A 21,045-nucleotide genomic window follows, 5' to 3' on the forward strand; every position below is an offset into this window, starting at 1 on the left:
CGGCCCGCGGCCGGCATTCACCCCGCCGCGGGCCGAATGCCGGCCGCGCTGTCCCGCCCGCCCGGCTCTCGACGGGGCAGGCGTGAGCCTCACCGCCCCCGCGCAAGGTCCCGCCGCGGCCTCAACCCCCCAGCCGCAGGCGTTCACCCAGTCTTCGCCCCGGGGACGCCGTCCGGGCTTCCGCCCGCACACGATCCCCGCTTACTGTGCCGCTGTTCAGTCCGATGAGACCGTGTGGCGGGAGAACGTCCATGTGCAGTCCGCTCCACCGGCCCGGCGACCCTCTTGCCGGAGCCGGCCGCCGTACCTTCCTGCGGGCAACCGCACTCACCGGCGCCGCAGCGGGACTCGCCGGGGCCGCCGCCGCTCCCGCTGTGGCGAGCACCGCACAGAACGCGGCCGACAACGTTGCCAGCTGGCAGCCCGACCCGGACAGCCCCCGCTTCACCTTCGTCGTCATGCCCGACACCCAGTACCTCTTCGACGGGGCCTCCCTGTCGGACGAGCCCGTCAAGGCGTCCCTGCGGTACATCCTGGAACACGGCCGCGACGAGAACATCGTGTTCCTCTCCCACCTCGGAGACCTCACCGAACACGGCCTCGAGGGCGAATTCGCTCCCCTGAGCGCGGCGTTCGGCATTCTGGACCGCCGGCGCGTCGGCTACAGCGTCCTCGCCGGGAACCACGACATCGACTCCCGGACCGACGACCAGCGCGGCCGGACGCCGTATCTCGACGCCTTCGGGCCACGGCGGATGCGCCGCCTGCCCACGTTCGGCGGAGCGACCCCCGACGGCTACAACACCTACCACCGCTTCCGGGCGGCGGGCCGTGAGTGGCTGGTCCTCGCGCTCGACTGGCGGCCGTCCGCCGCCTCACTCGCCTGGGCGAGGAACGTCATCGCCCAGCACCCGAGAACTCCCGTCATCCTGACCACCCATGAGCTGGTGTACGCGGACCGGTACGGGGACGAGGCCGAGTTCGCCCCGCACGGGAAGCACCTGTGGGACGAGCTGATCGCCGACCAGGACCAGATCTTTCTCACCCTCAACGGCCACTACTGGCCCGCTGCCCGCACCGTCCGCAAGAACACCGCCGGACACGACGTGCACCTGCACATCACCAACTACCAGAACCGCTACTACGGCGGCAGCGGCATGATCCGTCTGTACCGGTTCGACCTCGCCCGCAACACCATCGACGTGGAGACCCTCTCCCCGTGGATCCTCGGCCGCGACGCCGGCGGGCTCAACGAACTGGAGCGCCGCGAGATCGAGATGACGGGCCCCGAGGACAGCTTCTCCGTCCCCCTCGACTTCGACAAGCGCTTCGCGGGCTTCGCTCCCCTGCCCGCCCGAGGCCCCCGTCCCGCGTCGAAGCTCCTGGTGCCCGGCACCGTCGCGTACTGGCGCTTCGACGGCGAGCACCGCGAGGGCACCCCGGCCGACCCGGCGCTGCGCGTCAAGGACCTGTCCGGCCATGGCAACGACCTCGTCCGCGAGACCGTCCCGGGCAGTCCCGCCGATGCCCTGCGCTGGTCCGGCAGCCACCACCCCGACCAGCCCGGCCACGGCAGCCTGTCCTTCGACGGCGGCAAACCACCGCTGCACGGCGCGTATCTGCGCACCGCCACGAACGCCCCCCTCAACGCCAAGACCTTCCGGTCCGGCTACACGATCGAGGCGTTCCTCAAGCTCCCCGCCGACTGGGACGCCGGCCGCAACGCCTGGTCGGCGATCCTCAGCAGGCGCGGCACGCTCGGCGCGGCCGGAAAGACCGGGGGAGACCCGGCCGAACCCGTCGCCACCCTCTCCCTGTCCGACGGCCCCGGACTCCAGTGGGCCGCCGCTCCGTTGAACCAGCCCACCGCGATCACCAACTGGAGCCACGAGCTCGACCGCGAGACCTGGTGGCACCTCGCCGTCGTCAACGACTCCCGGCACACCACGATGTACGTCGACGGCTGCCCGGTCGCCCGCAATCCGGCCACCCGCACCCACGGCCTCGCCACCCTCGGGCTGTCCTGGCTGCTCGGCGGATACGAGTACGGCGGCACGCTCGACCAGCTGCTGCGCGGATGGCTCGGTGACATCCGGATCGTCGAACGCGCCCTGCCCGTACGTCACTTCATGAACGCCTGACCAGCGCCCCACTCTGCACCTCGAACCCCACTCTGCACCTCGAATCCCACTCCGCATCCCGCGCCCCGCGCCGTGGAACCCGCCCGGCAGCACCGCCCGAAGGAGAACCCCACCCATGCCGATCCCCGACCAGCCCCTGCCGCAGTGGGCGGACCCGGACGTGGCCACCGACGCGCTCGACCCCCAGCAGGTCTCCCGGCGCGGACTGCTGCGCAGCGCGGGCCTGTTCGGCGCCGCGTTCGCCGGCAGCGCGCTGCTCGGACAGACCACCGCCGAGGCCCACACCGAGGCCCGCACGCCCGCGTACGGCGACCCGAACCTCGTCTACCTCGTCGGCGACCACCATGTGCACTCGGTCTACTCCCACGACGCGAAGTACACCTTCTCCCAACTGGCCCGCGCCGCCTCCCGGTACGGACTGGACTGGATGGTGCTCACCGAGCACAGCAACATCGGCCATGCCCGGGCCGGCGGCGCCGAGGCCGAGCACCGGGAGATCGTGAAGGCCCGCCGCGACAACCGGCGCATGCTCCTCTTCCAGGGCCTGGAGTGGTACATCCCCGGCGCCGAGCACTGCACCGTCTTCTCGCCGCCCGGACGCCACGAGGTCGAACTGCTCACCCGCTTCGAGGAGGCGTACGACGGCAAGCTCCTGGGCTGGACCGCGGGCGGCCCCGGCCACCCCGACACCGCGCGCAACGAGGCTCACGCGGTGAAAGCACTCGCGTGGCTCGACCAGCAGCGCCGCCGAGGTTACGTCGACGACGTCCTCGTCCTCGCCAACCACCCGCTGCGGCTGGGCATCGACTCCCCGCACGAGCTGCGGGCCTGGCGCGACGCCGCCCCGGCCATCATGATCGGCATGGAGGGTGCGCCCGGCGCCCAGGCAGGTGCCTTCCCCGGCTGGGCCGGCCCGGACAGCATCCGCGGCGAGTACGTCAACAAGCCCTCCGAGAACTCCTGGCCCGGCTACCCGGCCGCCGCGTACGTCACCTACGGCGGCTTCGACTGGGCCACCGCGACCGTCGGCGGACTGTGGGACTCGATGCTCGCCGAGGGCAAGCTGTTCTCCGTCACCTCCAACTCCGATGTGCACCGCGTCGCCTACGACACCTGGAAGAACGGCGACTGGCTTCCCGGGCAGAACTTCGACAACACCGGCCGGCTGCCGGACCCGGTGAACACGACCGAGCCGCAGCCCGGCGGGGACTTCTGGCCCGGCCAGTTCAGCCGTACGCACGTCGGCGTGACCCGGTACGGCTACCGCGACGTGATGGCCGGGCTGCGGGCCGGCCGCGTCTGGGTCGACCACGGACAGCTCGTCGACGGCATCGACGTGCGGGTGAACCGGCGCCACGGCATCGGCCGCGGTGTCACTCTCGGCGGCCGGCTGCGCGTCCGCCGCGGCGAGAACATCGAGCTCACCGTCACGGTCACGACGGCGACCCGCCCGGGCCACCACGGTGAGATCCCACGCCTGGCCCACCTGGACGTGATCCGCGGAGCGGTCCGCGGCCCGGTGGCCGACCGGGACGACTGGCGGGCACCCGACACGAAGGTCGTCCACACCGCGGACGTCGAGGACCGCCGCGGCCGGTTCACGCTGCGCATTCCGCTGGGCAGGGCCGACGAGTCGTTCTACGTCCGGCTCCGCGGCAGCGACGGCCGGCGGGGCGGCCCCGGCTTCCTCGGCGCCACCGTCGACCCGCACGGCCCGGTCCCGCACGAGCCGGGCAACGGTGACCCGTGGCTCGACACGTGGTGCTACACGAACCCGGTGTTCGTGGACGTGGTGCGCTGACGCACCGGTGAGGAGGGGTGCCTCACGGAAGGACCCGGCCGGCGCAGGGGGCGCTCCCCGCCGGCCGGGCCCGTATCCCGTGCAGCGGGGAGCGTCAGACCCCGGTGCCCAGGGCGATCCGCTCGTCGCCCGCGTACACGTTCATGTTGGCGCCCCGCAGGAATCCGACCAGCGTCAGTCCCGTCTCGGCGGCCAGGTCCACGGCCAGTGAGGAGGGCGCGGAGACGGCGGCCAGGACCGGGATTCCGGCCATCACCGCCTTCTGGGCCAGCTCGAACGAGGCGCGGCCCGAGACCAGCAGGATCGCCCGGGACAGCGGCAGATCGCCGTTCTGCAGCGCGCGGCCGATGAGTTTGTCGACGGCGTTGTGCCGCCCGACGTCCTCCCGGATGTCGAGCAGCTCGCCCTCCTCGGAGAAGAGGGCCGCCGCGTGGAGCCCCCCGGTCCGGTCGAAGACCCGCTGTGCGGCGCGCAGCCGGTCGGGGAGGCCCGCCAGCAGAGCGGGCTCGATACGGACCGGGGGAGTGTCGGCGATCGGGAAGCGGGCGGTCGTGCGGACGGCGTCGAGGCTGGCCTTGCCGCACAGTCCGCACGACGAGGTGGTGTAGACGTTGCGTTCGAGGGTGATGTCGGGCAGCTCGACCCCGGGAGCGAGACGCACGTCCACCACGTTGTACGTGTTGGAACCGTCGGCGGTCGCCCCGGCGCAGTAGACGATCGACTGGAGCTCGTCGGCCGCCCCCAGCACGCCCTCGCTCACCAGGAACCCGGCGGCGAGGGCGAAGTCGTCGCCGGGCGTGCGCATGGTGATGGCGAGCGGTTTGCCCCCCAGACGGATCTCCAGCGGTTCCTCGGCCACCAGGGTGTCCGGGCGGGACGTCACCGCCCCGTCCCTGATGCGGATGGTGCGTCGGCGCTCGGTGACCCGTCCCATGGCGATCAGATCCGATTCTGTACGTGTTGGTAGCCGAAGCGACCCTTGATGCAGAGGTTGCCGTGGGTCACCGGGTTGTCGTGCGGCGAGGTGACCTTGACGATCTCATTCTCCTGCACATGAAGCGTCAGGTTGCAGCCGACACCGCAGTAGGCGCAGACCGTGGTGGTTTCCGTCTGCGCCGACTCGTCCCAGGTACCCGCCGCGCGCATGTCGAACTCCGACTTGAAGGAGAGCGCACCCGTCGGGCACACCTCGATGCAGTTGCCGCAGTAGACGCACGCCGAGTCGGTGAGCGGGGCGTCGTGCTCGGTGGAGATACGGGCGTCGAAACCGCGGCCCGCCACCGCGATGGCGAAGGTGTTCTGCCATTGCTCGCCGCACGCGTCCACGCACTTGTAGCAGAGGATGCACTTGTCGTAGTCGCGGACGTACAGGTCGTTGTCGACCTTCGGCTCCTCGTTGACCGTCGCCGCGTCCGGGCCGAACCGGGCGGGCTTCGCCTCGTACTCCTTGATCCACTCGGCCGCCCGGGGGGTGGTCGACAGGTCGGTGGAGGAGGCCAGCAGTTCCAGCACGACCTTGCGGCTGTGCCGGGCGCGCTCGGTGTCCGTACGCACCGTCATGCCGGGCTCCGCGCGGCGGGAACAGGCGGGCGCGAGCGTCCGTGCCCCCTCCACCTCCACCACACACACCCGGCAGGCGTTCTTCGGCGTGAGGGTGTCGCCCTGGCACAGGGTGGGGATGTCCTTGCCGGCGGCCCGGCAGGCATCCAGGATCGTGTCGCCCTCGGGGACCCTGACGGGGGCGTCGTCGAGGGTGAACTCGACCAGCCGCCGCGGCGGCCCGAGCGGTATCGCGGTCATTCGTAGGCTCCCAGCCGGTCGATGGCGGATTCGACGGCGTTCCAGGCGGTCTGGCCCAGACCGCAGATCGATGCGTCGCGCATGGCCCGGCCGACCTCGCGCAGCAGGGCGATGTCGTCCGCCGCGGCGGCGCCGGTGCGGTCCTTGATGCGGTGCAGGGCCTCCTCCTGGCGGACCGTGCCGACCCGGCAGGGCACGCACTGGCCGCAGGACTCGTCCCGGAAGAACTCCGCGATCCGCAGCAGGATGCGCGGCAGCTCGACGGTGTCGTCGAGCACGAGGATCACTCCCGAACCGAGCGTCGTGCCCGCGGCCCGTGTCCCCTCGAAGGTGAGGGGGATGTCCAGCTCGTCGGGCCGGACGAAGCTGCCGGCCGCACCGCCGAGCAGGACGGCGCGGATGGTACGCGGCGGGCCCGCGCGTTCGATGAGCTCGCCCAGTGTGGCCCCGAAGGGCAGTTCGTACACGCCCGGCCGGGCCACGTTCCCCGAGAGGCAGAAGAGCTTGGTCTCCTCGGCGCGCCCGGTGAGGATCGGCAGGACGTTGACGAGCGTCTCCACGTTGTTGACCGCGGTCGGCTTGCCGAAGAGACCCTTCTCGACGGGGAACGGCGGCTTGCTGCGCGGCTCGCCGCGGTAGCCCTCGATCGAGTTGAAGATCGCGGTCTCCTCGCCGCAGATGTACGCGCCCGCGCCGCGCCGTATCTCGATGTCGAACGCGTAGCCCTGGCCGAGGATGTCGTCGCCGAGCAGATTGCGGGCCCGGGCCTGGTCGATGGCATTCGTCAGGTGTGCCAGGGCGCGGGGGTACTCGCCGCGGAGATAGAGGTAGCCACGGCGGGCCCCGATGGCGTATCCGGCGACGGTCATCGCCTCGATCAGGGCGTACGGATCGCCCTCCATCAGGACCCGGTCCTTGAACGTCCCCGGTTCGCTCTCGTCCGCGTTGCACACGAGGTAGTGCGGGTGGTCGGGCTGCGAGGCGGTCGCCTGCCACTTGCGCCCGGTCGGGAACGCGGCACCGCCGCGCCCGACGAGCCCGGAGTCGGTGACCTCCCGGATGACACCGGCCGGGCCGAGCGCGAAGGCGCGGCGGAGGGCCGCGTAACCACCGTGCGAACGGTAGTCGTCGATGCTCAGCGGGTCGACGACGCCGACCCGCCTCAGCAGCGTCAGCCCGGGGTCGCCGGCTTGCGGCACGGCCGTACGGGCGCCCGCCTCGGCGGGTGCGCCGGCCACGGAGGCGACCGCGGTCATGACGGCCTCCGCCGTCGCGGGGGCGACGACGGCTGTCGCGTATCCGGCACGGCCGTCGGCCCGTTCCTCGCTCGCGGGCCGGGCAGGATCTCCCTGCCCCGCCTGCATGACCAGCGCTGCCGGGGCCCGTTCGCACAGGCCCAGGCACGGGCTCGGCTGGTAGGCCACATCGGGCCCGAGCCGGTCCTCCAGCGAGGCTGTCAGGGTGGACGAGCCCTTCGCCGCGCACGCGAGGTCGGTGCACACGTGCAGCACCTTCGACGCCCGTGGCCGCACCGAGAACAGCGCGTAGAAGGTCGCCACGCCGTACGCCTCGGCAGGCGGCACCGTCAGACGCCGGCAGATGTAGTCGAGCGCGCCCTCACTCAGCCAGCCCACCCGGTCGTTGACCGCGTGCAGCGCCGGCAGCAGCAGGTCCCGCCGCTCGCGTGCCGCCGCACCGCCGCGCGCCCAGCGCAGGTCCTCGTCGGTGCGTTCCGTGCCGCCCTCCCAGCCCGTTCCTGCCGGACCCAGCAGGGCGTCGACCGCGTCCCGTTCCTCGTCGGTCACCTTCGCCGCGTCGGCGAACTTCAGGTCCATGCCGGTACCAGCTTCTCGATGCGGATCGCGGACGCCTTGAACTCGGCCGTGCCCGCGATCGGGCAGTTCGCCTCGATGGTGAGCTGGTTGGTGTCGACCTCGTCCGGGAAGTGCATGGTCATGAACGCGAGCCCCGGCCGCAGCCCGGGGTCGATCCACACGGGCGCCGTCACCGAGCCGCGCCGCGACGAGATCCGCACCTCCTCGTCCGCCTCGACCCCGTAGGCCGCCGCGTCCTCGGGACACAGCTCGATGTACTCACCGCGGCGCAGGGGAGAGGCGAAACCACTGCTCTGCACACCGGTGTTGTACGAGTCGAGCCGCCGGCCGGTCGTCAGCCGCAGCGGGTACTCCTCGTCCGTGAGATCCACCGGCGGATCGTGATGGACGAGCCCGAACGCCGCCGGGGTGCCGCGCTTGACCGGGTCGGTCTCCCACAGCCGCGCGTGCAGGAAGCTGGAGGGCAGCGCGTCCACGTCGGGGCAGGGCCACTGGAGGCCGGCGTGCTCGTCGAGGCGGTCGTACGTCATACCGAAGTGGTCGGGGGACAGGGAGCGCAGCTCGTTCCACACCGCCTCGGAGTCGGCGAACTTCCAGCCGTCGTGGCCGAGGCGTTCGGCCATCGCGCAGAGGATGTCGATGTCCTCGCGGGCCTCGCCCGGCGGCACGAGCGCGGCCCGTACCCGCTGCACCCGGCGCTCGCTGTTCGTCGTCGTGCCGTCCGTCTCGGCCCAGGCCGCCGTCGCCGGCAGGACCACATCGGCCATCTCCGCGGTCTTCGTCAGGAAGATGTCCTGCACCACCAGGTGATCGAGCGACCTCAGCCGCCGTACCGCCTGTTCACTGTCGGCCTCGGACTGCGCGGGGTTCTCGCCGATGCAGTACACGGCGCGCAGTTCACGGCTCTCCATCGCCTCGAACATCTCGGTGAGCGTCATGCCGTACCGGGGCTGGATGACCGCGTCCCAGGTCCGCTCGAACTTGGTGCGGGCCACCGGGTCGAGGATGTCCTGGAAGCCGGGCAGCCGGTTGGGAATGGCGCCCATGTCGCCGCCGCCCTGGACGTTGTTCTGGCCGCGCAGCGGCTGGACCCCGGCTCCGTAGCGCCCCACCTGGCCGGTCAGGAGCGACAGGTTGATCAATGCCCGCACGTTGTCGGTGCCGTTGTGGTGCTCGGTGATGCCGAGGGTCCAGCACAGCTGGGCTCGTTCGGCCGTGGCGTAGGCGTGCGCCAGCTCACGGATCGCGGCGGCCGGAACGCCCGTCACCTTCTCCGCGGCCGTCAGCGTCCAGGGCTCGACGAGTGCGGCGTACTCCTCGAAACCGGTCGTCGCCCGTTCCACGAAAGCCCGGTTGACCAGGCCGGCGTGGATGATCTCCCGGCCGACGGCGTGCGCGAGCGGGATGTCGGTGCCGACGTTGAGGCCGAGCCAGCTCTCCGCCCACTCGGCCGTCGAGGTGCGCCGGGGATCGACGGCGTACATGCGCGCACCGTTGCGTATCCCCTTGAGCACGTGCTGGAAGAAGATCGGGTGGGCGAAGCGCGCGTTGGAGCCCCACATCACGATGAGATCGGTGTGGTCGACCTCCTCGTACGACGAGGTCCCCCCGCCGGAGCCGAAGACGGCCGAGAGGCCGGCCACGCTCGGCGCGTGACAGGTGCGGTTGCAGGAGTCGACATTGTTCGTGCCCATCACCACGCGGGTGAACTTCTGTGCCACATAGTTCATTTCATTGGTGGCACGGGCGCAGGAGAGCATCGCGAAGGCGTCGGGGCCGTGCCGCTCCCGGGCCTGCCGGAAGCCGGCCGCCGCCCGGTCCAGTGCTTCGTCCCAACTCGCCCTGCGCAACTGTCCGTCGTCGTCGCGCACCAGCGGATGGGTGAGCCTCGGATACGTCTTCTGCGGCTTCTTCTTCATGCTGCACTTCCTGCTGAGGCGGTGGTGGCAAGGAGATCGGCGAGCGCGTGCACGGCGCAGAGTTTCGGCACCGGGGTCCTGGTCAGTGCGGCGAGCTCGACGACTGCCGCGAGCAGCACGTCCAGTTCGAGCGGCTTGCCCTTCTCCAGGTCCTGGAGGGTGGAGGTCTTGTGGTCGCCGACGCGTTCGGCGCCGGCGATGCGCTTCTCCACGGAGATCTTGGGATGGCAGCCGACAGCGGCCGCCACCTCGAGGGTTTCCCGCATCATCGTCTCGACCAGGGCTTTCGTGTCCCGGTGGCGGCAGATCTGCGCCATGGTGGCCCGGGAGAGGGCGCTGATCGGGTTGAAGGAGATGTTGCCGAGCAGCTTGATCCAGATGTCGTTGCGCAGGTCGGGTTCGACGGGACACTTCAGCCCGCCCGCGACCATGGCCTCGCTGAACTCGAGGCAGCGCCGCGACACACTCAGGTCGGGTTCGCCGATGGAGAACCGCGTGCCCTCCAAGTGGCGTACGACGCCAGGTGCTTCGAGTTCGGTCGCCGCGTAGACGACGCACCCGATGGCGCGCTCCGGCGGCAGCGTCGCGCTCACCGAACCGCCCGGGTCGACGCTCTCGATGCGGCGTCCCGTGTACGGGCCGGGCAGCCCGTGGAAGTACCACCACGGGATGCCGTTCTGTGCGGCGACCACCGAGGTGCGCTCGTGCAGCAGGGGATGGACCAGCGGACCCGACGCCGCGTAGGAGTTCGCCTTGAGACCCAGGAAGACATGGTCGACGGGCCCCACGGAGGCGGGGTCGTCGGTGGCGTTGGGCCGCGCGGTGAAGTCGCCGCGCGGGCTGAGGACACGGACACCGTCACGGCGCATGGCCGCGAGGTGCGCACCGCGGGCGATGAGGTGGACTTCGGCGCCGGCGCGGTGCAGCGCGGCTCCGACATACGCGCCGATGGCTCCGGCGCCGACAACTGCGACTTTCACGGGGGCTCTCCGTTCGGTTGAGCGACCGAGCGAGGGCGGAGGTGGCGAGGGTTGAGTCGACAGAATATTGTCTACAGTATGCCTTTCAGCCGGTCAATACTCGTCACACCCTTCGGGAAGCTCCAAAATCCGCCCCCCGAATCCTGTGGGGTCACGTGCCGTCGTACCGGGTGGTAGCAGCCAAGACTGGGACGTTCCATCTGCCTCTAGGACGGGATCCTTATATGACCGGCACGCGCATCACCGCGCTGGGGCACTACCAGCCCGCCAAGGTGCTCACCAACGAGGACCTGGCGGCCATGGTCGACACCAGTGACGAGTGGATCCGCTCGCGCGTCGGCATCCGGACCCGTCACGTCGCGGCGGAGGACGAGCCCGTCGACGAGCTCGCCGCGCACGCCGCGGCCAAGGCGCTGGCCGCGGCCGGCCTGACCCCCGGGGACATCGACCTCGTCCTGGTCGCCACCTCCACGGCGATCGACCGGTCCCCGAACATGGCGGCGCGCGTCGCGGCCCGGCTCGGGATGGGCTCACCCGCCGTGATGGACCTCAATGTCGTCTGCGCGGGCTTCACCCACGCCCTCGCCACCGCCGACCACGCCCTGCGCGCCGGGTCGGCCGAGCGGGCGCTGGTCATCGGCGCCGACAAGATGGCCGCGGTGGCCGACTGGAGCGACCGCACCAGCTGCGTGCTCGTCGGCGACGGCGCGGGGGCCGCGGTCGTCGAGGCGACCCGGGAGGGCGAGCGGCCGGGCATCGGTCCGGTGCTGTGGGGCTCGGTTCCCGAGATGGGCCATGCCGTACGGATCGAGGGCACCCCGCCGCGCTTCGCGCAGGAGGGCCAGTCCGTCTACCGGTGGGCCACCACGCAGCTGCCGCCCATCGCCCGCAAGGTGTGCGAGCGCGGCGGAGTCACGCCGGAGGAGCTGGCGGCGGTCGTCCTCCACCAGGCGAATCTGCGGATCATCGAACCCGTCGCCCAGAAGATCGGCGCCGTGAACGCCGTCATCGCCCGCGATGTGGTCGAGTCCGGCAACACCTCGGCCGCCTCCATCCCGCTGGCGCTGTCGAAGCTGATCGAGCGCGGCGAGATCGAGTCCGGCGACCCTGTGCTGCTGTTCGGCTTCGGCGGCAACCTCTCCTACGCGGGCCAGATCGTCCGCTGCCCCTGAGCGCCTTGCGTGGCCGTTTCGCTGCCGCCGAGCGTCGGCGCGCCGCGCGGCCCGCCTCCCGGGCAGACTGAACGGCATGGTGGCGAAGCGAAGCGCGGGCCTTCTGCTGTTCCGCATCACGGGCACGGAGACCGAGGTGCTCATCGGGCACATGGGAGGCCCGTACTGGCAGGGCCGGGACGAGAAGGCCTGGTCGGTGCCCAAGGGGGAGTACCTCGCGCAGGAGCAGCCCATGGCCGCGGCCCGTCGGGAGTTCGAGGAGGAGCTCGGGCTCGCGCCGCCCGACGGCGAGTGGCTGCCGCTCGGCGACGCCCGCCAGTCGAGCGGGAAGATCGTGATCGCCTGGGCGCTGGAGGGCGACCTGGACATCGGCCTCGTGGTGCCGGGCACGTTCACCATGGAGTGGCCGCCTCGCTCGGGCCGGATGGAGGAGTTCCCGGAGATCGACCGGGTCGCATGGCTCCGGCTGGACGAGGCGCGCGAGAAGCTGGTCGCCGGCCAGCAGGTCTTCATCGACCGCCTGAAGGGCCTTCTCGACGGTCGCCGGGAGCCCGGCACGGCGTGAATCCTGCCCGAAGTGCCCCTGGATGCAGGGGAATTCCGCCAGAGGGTGACGTGTATCTCGGTGCGGTTTCCGCATGACGGGGATTGCGCTCGGTAGACTGTAGACGATAACCAATTGTGTCTCGCCGCCGTCGGCCGCAAGGGGGACCGTGATGTTGTCCGCAGGACTGCCGCAGGGCGCCGTGCCCAAGCTGGAACGACCTGGTCCGCTGCGTGAGCGCGTGTACGAGGCGCTGCTCGAGCTGATCACGACGCGGGCGCTGCGCCCCGGCCAGCATCTGGTCGAGAGCGAACTCGCCGGTCACCTCGGGGTCTCCCGACAGCCCGTGCGCGAGGCGTTGCAGCGGCTGAACACCGAGGGATGGGTCGACCTGCGGCCGGCGCAGGGCGCGTTCGTCCATGAGCCCACCGAGGACGAGGCGGACCAGCTGCTCTCCGTGCGCACCCTGCTGGAGGCCGAGGCCGCCCGGCTCGCCGCGGCGAACTCCGGCTCCGCGGGCATCGCCGAGCTCGAAGAGCTCTGCGCGCAGGGTGAGCGGGCCGTCGCCGACGACGACGTGGATCTGGCGGTGGCCACCAATGCCACCTTCCACGCCAAGGTGATGGAGCTCGCCGGGAACGTCGTCCTGCGGGAACTGGCCGCCCAGGTGGACCGTCGCGTCCGCTGGTACTACACGCCCGTGGCGCGGCAGCGTGGCCGGCAGTCGTGGATCGAGCACCGCGAACTGATCGCGGCGATCGCGGACCGCGACGAGCGGCGCGCGACCGAGGTCATGAAGGCGCACACCGAGCACACCCGCCAGACCTACCACCAGCGCGAACAGGCGTAGCCGGCGGCGAGGCCGCAGGGCCCGAGGGCGGGGTCCGAGGCCAGGGGCCGGGTGCCTTTCCGGTCGGGTGCAGGCCCTGCGCGAGCGCCTTCCTGTCGGGCGTAGGCCGGGCACGAGTGCCTTTCCGCTCGGGCGCGGGCCGCGGCGCGTCCTCGGCCGCGGAACCTCCCGGGCGGCCGCGGTCGGCCCGCCTTCTACGAAATCGACCACCGTGCGGATCTCCGTACGGTCCTTCGGCATGCCCGCACACCCCGGCAGGCACCCCCTCGACGCACCTCGCCCAGATCGGCCTTCCTCGCCGAACTGGGCTTTGTCCCGAGTGTGGAGAAAGTTGGACCGGAACTCTGCGCAAGTTCTTCCCACTTGGGGAAAGCGCTGCTACGTTCCCCTCGAAAGCACGACAAGACGGAGCCGAATCAGGTGCCCCGTGCCGATGGCCAGGGGAGGGAGGGGTTCGTGAGGCGCATGACCGCTCGACCCGCGAACGCGCATCAGGCGCGACTCCTCAAGCTGCTGCGCGACGGGGGCCCCAACTCCCGTGCGCAGCTCGGCGACCAGGTCGATCTCTCCCGGTCCAAGCTCGCCGTCGAGGTCGACCGGCTGCTGGAGACCGGACTGGTGGTCGCCGACGGACTCGCCGCCTCGCGCGGCGGCCGGCGCTCCCACAACATCCGGCTCGCGCCCGAACTGCGCTTCCTCGGTGTGGACATCGGCGCCACGTCCATCGACGTGGCCGTCACCAACGCCGAACTGGAGGTGCTCGGACACCTCAACCACCCGATGGACGTCCGCGAGGGTCCGGTCGCCGTCTTCGAGCAGGTGCTGTCGATGGCCGCCAAGCTGCGGGCAACCGGCCTCGCCGAGGGCTTCGACGGCGCGGGCATCGGCGTGCCGGGCCCGGTCCGCTTCCCCGAGGGCGTGCCGGTCGCTCCGCCGATCATGCCCGGCTGGGACGGCTTCCCGGTCCGCGAGGCGCTGAGCCAGGACCTCGGCTGCCCCGTCATGGTCGACAACGACGTGAACCTCATGGCCATGGGGGAGCAGCACGCGGGCGTCGCGCGCTCCGTCGTGGACTTCCTCTGCATCAAGATCGGCACCGGTATCGGCTGCGGCATCGTCGTCGGCGGAGAGGTCTACCGCGGTACGACGGGCAGCGCGGGCGACATCGGCCACATCCAGGTCGAGCCAGACGGCCGCCCCTGCGCCTGCGGCAACAAGGGCTGCCTGGAGGCCCACTTCAGCGGTGCCGCACTGGCCGGGGACGCCGAGGAAGCGGCCCGCAGCGGCCGCTCCGAAGAACTTGCCGCACGGCTGGAGACGGCCGGACGGCTCACCGCCGTCGATGTCGCGGCCGCGGCGGCCGCCGGTGACACCACCTCGATCGAGCTGATCCGTGAGGGAGGCAACCGCGTCGGCCAGGTCATCGCCGGGCTCGTCAGCTTCTTCAACCCGGGTCTCGTGGTGATCGGCGGCGGAGTGACCGGACTCGGCCACACGCTGCTGGCGAGCGTCCGGACCCAGGTCTACCGCCAGTCGCTGCCCCTGGCCACCGGGAACCTGCCCATTGTGCTGGGCGAGTTGGGCCCGACCGCCGGAGTGATCGGCGCGGCCCGGCTCATCAGCGACCACCTCTTCTCACCGGCCTGATCCCGGGCCGGGACGCCCGGGCCGGCGCCGCACGCAACCAGCACCACGGCACCACAAGCACTGCCAGGCACCGCGAGTACCACGAGCATCACCGGAACCACTGCCACCGTCAGCACCACGGCACCACGGCACCACAAGCACCACTCGCACCGCGAGCACCACCGGCACGTTCAGCACCACCGGCACGTTCAGCAACACCGCACCGCCGGCACCACGGCACCACCAGCCCTGCCGCACCACCAGCCCCGCCGCACCCAGGCACCACGGACTGCCCGACTCACCGGCCGCACCCGCCGAGGGGATTTGTCATGGCACCAGAACCACCCCTGCTCACCATGTCCGGAATCACCAAGTCGTTCCCGGGCGTCCGCGCACTCGACGGCGTCGACCTGGAGGTCCAGGCCGGCGAAGTGCAGTGCCTGCTCGGCCAGAACGGCGCGGGCAAGTCCACCCTGATCAAGGTCCTCGCCGGAGTCCACCAGCCCGACGGCGGCACCATCACCTGGCAGGGCGAGACCGTCTCGCTGAAGTCGCCCATCGCGGCCATGCGGCTCGGCATCGCCACCATCTACCAGGAACTCGACCTGGTGGAGGGCCTGTCGGTCGCCGAGAACGTCTTCCTGGGCCACGAACCCACCGCGGCCGGCTTCGTCGTACGCGGCGGCGAGGCCCGCGCGTCGGCGAGCCGGCTCCTCAAGCGTCTGGGCCACCCGGAGATCGACCCCGCCCGCCTCGTGGGCGATCTCTCCGCGGCCCAGCAGCAGATCGTGTCCATGGCCCGGGCGCTCTCCCACGACGTACGGCTGATCGTGATGGACGAGCCGTCCGCGGCGCTCGACCCCGACGAGGTCGCCAACCTGTTCCGTATCGTCGGCGACCTCACCGCCGAGGGCGTCGCGGTCGTCTACATCTCCCACCGCCTCGAGGAGATCCGCACCATCGGCGACCGGGTCACCGTCCTCAAGGACGGCCGCGCGGTCGCGGTCGGACTGCCGGCGAAGACCACACCGACCCGCGAGGTCGTCGCGCTGATGACCGGACGGAACGTCGAGTACGTCTTCCCCGAGCGCCCCGACCCGGTCGTCGCCGACAGCCGGCCGCCCGTGCTGCGGGTCGAAGGACTCACCAGGAAAGGGGAGTTCGCGCCCGTCGACCTCGAACTGCGGCCGGGCGAGATCGTCGGGCTCGCCGGTCTGGTCGGATCGGGCCGCTCCGAGATCCTGGAGACGATCTACGGCGCCCGCAGGCCCACCGCCGGACGCGTCGTCGTCGACGGGACCCCGCTGCGCACCGGCAGCGTCCGCTCCGCGGTGCGCGCCGGCATCGGGCTCGCGCCCGAGGAGCGCAAGGCACAGGCGCTGCTGATGCTCGAATCGGTCACCCGCAATGTGTCGGTCTCCACGCTCTCCCGCTTCTCCCGCGGCGGCTGGCTCGACGGCCGCGCCGAGCGGGCCGCGGCGCAGCAGGCGACCAGGGAGCTCTCCCTGCGCCCGGACAACCCCGACGCCCGTATCCGAACGCTCTCCGGCGGCAACCAGCAGAAGGCCGTGCTCGCGCGCTGGCTGCTGCGCGGCTGCAAGGTCCTGCTGCTGGACGAGCCGACCCGAGGCGTGGACGTCGGCGCACGCGCCGAGCTCTACGCCGTGATCCGGCGGCTGGCCGACGAAGGCCTCGCCGTCCTGCTCGTCTCCAGCGAAGTCCCCGAAGTCCTGGGCCTCGCCGACCGGGTGCTCGTCCTGCGCGAGGGCAGCGTCGTGCACACGGCCGACGCCCGGGAGCTGGACGAGCACCGCGTACTCGACCTTGTGATGGAAGGGAGCCCGACGGCATGACGCAGCCAGCCACCCCTGCGCAGCAGGACGCGCCGCCACCCACTGCCAAGACAGCACCGGACACCGGGGGCCGGCGACCGCTCGGACTGCGCGCCGATGTCCGCAACCTCTCTCTGCTCGGCGTGCTGGCCGTGCTGATCCTGGTCGGCGGCATCACCAAGCCCGATCAGTTCCTCGCCATCAGCAACCTCCAACTCGTCCTCACCCAGGCGTCCGTCATCGGTGTCGTCACCGTCGGCATGACGTTCGTGATCATCAGCGGCGGCATCGACCTGTCGGTCGGCGCGATCGTGGCGCTGGCATCGGTGTGGGCGACCACCCTGGCCACCCAGGAGTACGGCTTCGCCGGCATCCTGTTCACCGCCGTGATCGTGGGCGTCGCTTGCGGACTGGTGAACGGCGTACTGATCGCCTACGGGCGGATGGTTCCCTTCATCGCCACTCTGGCCATGCTTGCCTCGGCCCGCGGACTCGCTCTGCAGATCACCGACGGCAACACCCAGATCGTCACGGTGAACTCGGTGCTCGACCTCGGCGTGAAGGACGCGTACGTCCTCGGCATCCCGCCGCTGGTGATCGTGTTCGCCGCGGTCACCGTCGTCGGCTGGCTGGTGCTGAACCGTACGACGTTCGGACGCCGCAGTGTCGCCGTCGGCGGCAACGCGGAAGCCGCCCGGCTCGCCGGCATCGACGTCCGCAGGCAGCGGCTCTACCTCTACCTGCTCTCCGGACTGTGCTGCGGCATCGCGGCCTTCATGCTGATCGTCCTCGCCGGCTCCGGTCAGAACACCAACGGCAACCTCTACGAGCTCGACGCCATCGCCGCCGCGATCATCGGCGGCACCCTGCTGAGCGGAGGCCGCGGCACCATCGTCGGCTCCGTCCTCGGTGTCCTCGTCTTCACCACCATCACCAACATCTTCGCCCTCAACAATCTGGAGACCGCCGTCCAGCAGATCGCCAAGGGCGCGATCATCGTCGCGGCCGTCCTGGTGCAGCACCGCACCCTGCGCGGCGGGGACGCCTGACCCCCAGGCCGTCCACGCCACCCACGTCCCCCATCCCCCATCTGTCGCACCGCCCAGCGAAGGGTTGATCCGCCATGCCAGAAATCCCCGTCCCCAGCCGCAGAGGACTCCTCTTCGGCACCGCCGCCATCGGCGCCGGTGCGTTGCTGACCGCCTGCACCAGCAACGAGCCCGAATCGAAGGGCGAGGCCACCAACAACGCGCCGGTGGCCGACGACAAGCCCGGCAAGGCCGTCACCATCGGCTTCGCGGGACCGCAGGCCGACCACGGCTGGCTGAACGCGATCAACCAGAACGCCAGGTCACGGGCGAAGAAGTACTCCGACGTGACGCTCGACATCACCGAGGGCTCCAACGACACGGCCACACAGATCGGCCAGATCCAGACGCTGATCAACAAGAAGGTCGATGTCCTCGTCGTCCTCCCGGCCGACGGAAAGGCCCTGACCCAGGTCGGCCTCCAGGCCATGAAGGCGGGCATCCCCGTCATCAACCTGGACCGCATCTTCGCCTCCCCGCAGGCCTACCGCTGCTGGATCGGCGGTGACAACTACGGCATGGGCCTCAACGCCGGCAGGTACATCGGCGAGCAGCTCAAGAACAAGCCCAACGCCAAGGTCATCGAGCTGGCGGGCATCGACAACCTCGAACTCACCAAGCAGCGCACCCAGGGCTTCGACGACGCGCTCAAGAACTACCCCAACATCAAGAAGGTGGCCCGTCAGGCCGCTGACTTCACGGTGGAGTCCGGCCAGGCCAAGATGGCGCAACTCCTCCAGGCACAGAGTCAGTTCGACGCGCTGTGGAACCACGACGACGACCAGGGCGTGGGCGCGCTGCGCGCCATCGCGCAGGCCGGCCGCGACGACTTCCTGATGGTCGGCGGCGCCGGCGCCAAGTCCGCGATGGACGCCATCAAGGCCGACAACAGCGTGCTGAAGGCCACCGTGCTCTACCCGCCGACGATGGCCGCCTCCGCCATCGACATCGCCCGCGCCCTCGGACAGGCCAAGGGCGTCAGCGGCCTCGCCGAACTCGAGATCCCCGCCTCGCTCACCCTGTACTCGGCCGTCGTCACCAAGGACAACGTCGACCAGTACCTGCCCACCGGCTTCAGCTGACCGGCGCGCCCGCCCCCACCGAGCAGACCGACGAGGAGGAATCCGTATGGAACAGAGGGACAGTGGAGCCGCGCCGCCGACACTCGGCGTCGGCATGGTCGGATACGCGTTCATGGGCGCCGCCCACTCCCAGGGGTGGCGCACCGTGGGACGGGTCTTCGACCTGCCGATGCGGCCCGTCCTCGCCGCGATAGCCGGCCGCGACCCGTCTGCGGTGCGAGCCGCGGCGGACCGGCACGGCTGGGCCGCGGCGGAGACCGACTGGCGCCACCTCATCACCCGGGACGACGTACAGCTCGTCGACGTCTGCACCCCGGGTGACAGCCATGCGGAGATCGCCATCGCGGCCCTGGAGGCGGGCAAGCACGTGCTGTGCGAGAAGCCGCTCGCGAATTCGGTCGCGGAGGCCGAGGCGATGACGGCGGCGGCCGAACGCGCCCGTGCGCGCGGCCAGGTGGCGATGGTCGGCTTCAACTACCGGCGGGTGCCGGCCATCGCCTATGCCCGGAAGCTGATCGGGGAGGGGCGTCTCGGCACCCTCCGCCATCTGCGCTTCACCTATCTCCAGGACTGGCTCGTCGACCCGGACTTCCCGCTGACCTGGCGGCTCCAGCGCGAGCACGCGGGCTCGGGGGCGCTCGGCGACCTGGGGGCGCACATCGTCGACCTCGCCCAGTATCTGGCAGGGGAGTCCCTCGTCGGGGTGTCGGCCCTCTCGGAGACCTTCGTACGGGAGCGTCCGCTGCTCGCCGGGGCGTCGACCGGACTGTCCGCGGCGGGCGGCGCCGAACGGGGGCCGGTCACGGTCGACGACGCGGCCCTGTTCACCGGGCGGCTGGCGTCGGGCGCGCTCGCCTCCTTCGAGGCCACCCGGATGGCGTCGGGCCGCAAGAACGCTCTGCGGCTGGAGATCAACGGCGAGCTCGGAGCGATCGCGTTCGATCTGGAGCGGCTCAACGAGCTCTCCTTCCACGACAACACCGAGCCCGCCGCCACCGCGGGGTTCCGCCGGATCCTGGTGACCGAGTCGGAGCATCCGTATCTCGAGGCGTGGTGGCCGCCGGGTCACGCGCTCGGCTACGAGCACACCTTCACCCACCAGGCGCGCGACCTGGTCGAGGCCATCGCCACCGGCCGGGAGCCCGCGCCGTCGTTCGCGGACGGGCTCCAGGTGCAGCGGGTGCTCGCCGCGGTGGAGGAGAGCGCCGAGAAGAACGCCGTCTACACCCCCGTACAGGCGCAGAACTAGGAGGCCCTCCATGCCACGTCCGTTCACGCTCTTCACCGGTCAGTGGGCCGATCTGCCCCTCGAGGAGGTGTGCCGGCTCGCCCGCGACTTCGGTTACGACGGTCTCGAACTGGCCTGCTGGGGCGACCACTTCGAGGTCGACAAGGCGCTGTCCGACCCGTCCTACCTGGACGGCCGGCATGCGCTGCTGGACAAGTACGGGCTGAAGTGCTGGGCGATCTCGAACCACCTCGTCGGCCAGGCCGTCTGCGACAACCCCATCGACGAGCGGCACCAGGGGATCCTGCCCGCCCGTATCTGGGGCGACGGCGAGCCCGAGGGGGTGCGCCGGCGGGCCGCCGAGGAGCTGAAGGACACCGCCCGGGCCGCTGCCGCCTTCGGCGTGCGGACAGTCATCGGCTTCACCGGGTCCTCGATCTGGCATCTGGTGGCGATGTTCCCGCCGGTGCCGGAGCGGATGATCGAGCGGGGCTACGAGGACTTCGCCGAGCGCTGGAACCCGATTCTCGACGTCTTCGACGCCGAGGGGGTGCGGTTCGCTCATGAGGTGCACCCGAGCGAGATCGCATACGACTACTGGACCACCAAGCGGGCGCTGGAGGCCGTCGGCAACCGGCCCGCCTTCGGGCTGAACTTCGACCCGAGCCACTTCGTCTGGCAGGACCTGGACCCGGTCGGCTTCCTGTACGACTTCCGCGACCGGATCTACCACGTCGACTGCAAGGAGGCGCGCAAGCGTCTCGACGGACGGAACGGACGCCTCGGTTCCCATCTGCCCTGGGGCGACCCGCGCCGCGGCTGGGACTTCGTCTCGGCCGGACACGGTGACGTCCCCTGGGAGGACGTGTTCCGGATGCTTCGCTCGATCGGTTACGACGGGCCGATCTCGGTGGAGTGGGAGGACGCCGGCATGGACCGGCTGGCGGGCGCTCCACAAGCGCTTGCGGACCTCAAGCGGTTCGATTTCGACCCGCCCACCGCTTCCTTCGACGCGGCCTTCGGAGGCGGCGACTAGCTCTCCGGGCAGTGTTCAGGCAGTTCAGCGCCCGGCGGCAGATCCGCCGCCGGGCCTGTCCGGCCTGCCCGGGTTCGCCTTTGTCCTGCGGTAGGAAAAAGTTGAACTTCC

General features: G+C 71.0%; 16 protein-coding genes. 11 read left to right on the forward strand and 5 right to left on the reverse strand.

The window, feature by feature from the left end:
• The first annotated feature begins 251 nt into the window (after positions 1-251).
• The gene (locus tag ACQPWZ_RS29800) at positions 252-2,141 is read left to right on the forward strand and encodes a LamG-like jellyroll fold domain-containing protein (RefSeq protein WP_433572868.1); all 1,890 of its coding nucleotides are present in this window, start codon (positions 252-254) and stop codon (positions 2,139-2,141) included.
• A gap of 121 nt (positions 2,142-2,262) precedes the next feature.
• Entirely contained in the window at positions 2,263-3,942 is a 1,680-nt protein-coding gene (locus tag ACQPWZ_RS29805) for a PHP domain-containing protein (protein ID WP_433573885.1), read from the forward strand.
• Between the two features lie 94 nt (positions 3,943-4,036).
• Here the strand turns inward: ACQPWZ_RS29805 and fdhD are convergent, their stop codons facing one another.
• Genes fdhD through ACQPWZ_RS29830 form a run of 5 tightly spaced genes read right to left on the reverse strand, consistent with a single transcriptional unit; the run spans position 4,037 to position 10,476 of the window.
• The gene (gene fdhD, locus ACQPWZ_RS29810) at positions 4,037-4,876 is read right to left on the reverse strand and encodes a formate dehydrogenase accessory sulfurtransferase FdhD (RefSeq protein WP_327686695.1); all 840 of its coding nucleotides are present in this window, start codon (positions 4,874-4,876) and stop codon (positions 4,037-4,039) included.
• A gap of 5 nt (positions 4,877-4,881) precedes the next feature.
• Positions 4,882-5,742, reverse strand: a complete 861-nt coding sequence (locus ACQPWZ_RS29815; protein WP_328862231.1) for a 2Fe-2S iron-sulfur cluster-binding protein — start codon at positions 5,740-5,742, stop codon at positions 4,882-4,884.
• Entirely contained in the window at positions 5,739-7,577 is a 1,839-nt protein-coding gene (locus ACQPWZ_RS29820) for an NAD(P)H-dependent oxidoreductase subunit E (RefSeq protein ID WP_433572869.1), read from the reverse strand. Before ACQPWZ_RS29820 ends, ACQPWZ_RS29815 begins: the two co-directional genes overlap by 4 nt.
• A complete protein-coding gene (locus ACQPWZ_RS29825; protein ID WP_356703831.1) occupies positions 7,568-9,496 on the reverse strand; it encodes a molybdopterin oxidoreductase family protein in 1,929 nt (642 codons plus the stop codon). Before ACQPWZ_RS29825 ends, ACQPWZ_RS29820 begins: the two co-directional genes overlap by 10 nt.
• A complete protein-coding gene (locus ACQPWZ_RS29830) occupies positions 9,493-10,476 on the reverse strand; it encodes a 2-dehydropantoate 2-reductase (protein WP_340476357.1) in 984 nt (327 codons plus the stop codon). The genes ACQPWZ_RS29825 and ACQPWZ_RS29830 overlap by 4 nt, the downstream gene beginning before the upstream one ends.
• Positions 10,477-10,700: 224 nt before the next feature.
• Here ACQPWZ_RS29830 and ACQPWZ_RS29835 point away from each other — a divergent pair, with 224 nt between their 5' ends.
• The 9 genes from ACQPWZ_RS29835 (at position 10,701) to ACQPWZ_RS29875 (ending at position 20,934) form a co-directional block, all read left to right on the forward strand.
• Positions 10,701-11,648 (forward strand): beta-ketoacyl-ACP synthase III, encoded by a 948-nt coding sequence (locus ACQPWZ_RS29835; RefSeq protein ID WP_340476358.1) that lies wholly within the window; start codon positions 10,701-10,703, stop codon positions 11,646-11,648.
• 76 nt (positions 11,649-11,724) lie between these two features.
• Complete coding sequence (locus ACQPWZ_RS29840; RefSeq protein ID WP_433572870.1) at positions 11,725-12,213, forward strand: NUDIX domain-containing protein; 489 nt, start codon at positions 11,725-11,727, stop codon at positions 12,211-12,213.
• 151 nt (positions 12,214-12,364) lie between these two features.
• Entirely contained in the window at positions 12,365-13,042 is a 678-nt protein-coding gene (locus ACQPWZ_RS29845) for a GntR family transcriptional regulator (protein ID WP_340476360.1), read from the forward strand.
• 465 nt (positions 13,043-13,507) lie between these two features.
• Positions 13,508-14,689: an ROK family transcriptional regulator gene (locus ACQPWZ_RS29850; RefSeq protein ID WP_313943138.1), complete on the forward strand. Its 1,182-nt coding sequence runs from the start codon at positions 13,508-13,510 to the stop codon at positions 14,687-14,689.
• Between the two features lie 308 nt (positions 14,690-14,997).
• A complete protein-coding gene (locus ACQPWZ_RS29855) occupies positions 14,998-16,521 on the forward strand; it encodes a sugar ABC transporter ATP-binding protein (protein ID WP_340476361.1) in 1,524 nt (507 codons plus the stop codon).
• Entirely contained in the window at positions 16,518-17,549 is a 1,032-nt protein-coding gene (locus ACQPWZ_RS29860) for an ABC transporter permease (protein ID WP_340476362.1), read from the forward strand. The genes ACQPWZ_RS29855 and ACQPWZ_RS29860 overlap by 4 nt, the downstream gene beginning before the upstream one ends.
• 74 nt (positions 17,550-17,623) lie before the next feature.
• A complete protein-coding gene (locus tag ACQPWZ_RS29865) occupies positions 17,624-18,670 on the forward strand; it encodes a substrate-binding domain-containing protein (protein ID WP_340476363.1) in 1,047 nt (348 codons plus the stop codon).
• A 46-nt stretch (positions 18,671-18,716) separates the two neighbouring features.
• Entirely contained in the window at positions 18,717-19,919 is a 1,203-nt protein-coding gene (locus ACQPWZ_RS29870) for a Gfo/Idh/MocA family protein (protein ID WP_433572871.1), read from the forward strand.
• Positions 19,920-19,929: 10 nt separating this feature from the next.
• Positions 19,930-20,934 (forward strand): sugar phosphate isomerase/epimerase family protein, encoded by a 1,005-nt coding sequence (locus tag ACQPWZ_RS29875; RefSeq protein ID WP_356703835.1) that lies wholly within the window; start codon positions 19,930-19,932, stop codon positions 20,932-20,934.
• Positions 20,935-21,045: the final 111 nt, after the last annotated feature.

It is taken from the genome of Streptomyces sp. CA-251247 (assembly GCF_050952975.1).
GTDB classification, from domain to species: domain Bacteria; phylum Actinomycetota; class Actinomycetes; order Streptomycetales; family Streptomycetaceae; genus Streptomyces; species Streptomyces achmelvichensis.

Coding starts and splice junctions, on each gene's coding strand:
- ACQPWZ_RS29820 (WP_433572869.1), bottom strand. CDS start 7,577: ATGGACCTGAAGTTCGCCGACGCGGCGAAGGTGACCGACGAGGAACGG.
- ACQPWZ_RS29870 (WP_433572871.1), top strand. CDS start 18,717: ATGGAACAGAGGGACAGTGGAGCCGCGCCGCCGACACTCGGCGTCGGC.
- ACQPWZ_RS29825 (WP_356703831.1), bottom strand. CDS start 9,496: ATGAAGAAGAAGCCGCAGAAGACGTATCCGAGGCTCACCCATCCGCTG.
- ACQPWZ_RS29865 (WP_340476363.1), top strand. CDS start 17,624: ATGCCAGAAATCCCCGTCCCCAGCCGCAGAGGACTCCTCTTCGGCACC.
- ACQPWZ_RS29850 (WP_313943138.1), top strand. CDS start 13,508: ATGACCGCTCGACCCGCGAACGCGCATCAGGCGCGACTCCTCAAGCTG.
- ACQPWZ_RS29855 (WP_340476361.1), top strand. CDS start 14,998: ATGGCACCAGAACCACCCCTGCTCACCATGTCCGGAATCACCAAGTCG.
- ACQPWZ_RS29845 (WP_340476360.1), top strand. CDS start 12,365: ATGTTGTCCGCAGGACTGCCGCAGGGCGCCGTGCCCAAGCTGGAACGA.
- fdhD (WP_327686695.1), bottom strand. CDS start 4,876: ATGGGACGGGTCACCGAGCGCCGACGCACCATCCGCATCAGGGACGGG.
- ACQPWZ_RS29815 (WP_328862231.1), bottom strand. CDS start 5,742: ATGACCGCGATACCGCTCGGGCCGCCGCGGCGGCTGGTCGAGTTCACC.
- ACQPWZ_RS29875 (WP_356703835.1), top strand. CDS start 19,930: ATGCCACGTCCGTTCACGCTCTTCACCGGTCAGTGGGCCGATCTGCCC.
- ACQPWZ_RS29835 (WP_340476358.1), top strand. CDS start 10,701: ATGACCGGCACGCGCATCACCGCGCTGGGGCACTACCAGCCCGCCAAG.
- ACQPWZ_RS29800 (WP_433572868.1), top strand. CDS start 252: ATGTGCAGTCCGCTCCACCGGCCCGGCGACCCTCTTGCCGGAGCCGGC.
- ACQPWZ_RS29860 (WP_340476362.1), top strand. CDS start 16,518: ATGACGCAGCCAGCCACCCCTGCGCAGCAGGACGCGCCGCCACCCACT.
- ACQPWZ_RS29840 (WP_433572870.1), top strand. CDS start 11,725: ATGGTGGCGAAGCGAAGCGCGGGCCTTCTGCTGTTCCGCATCACGGGC.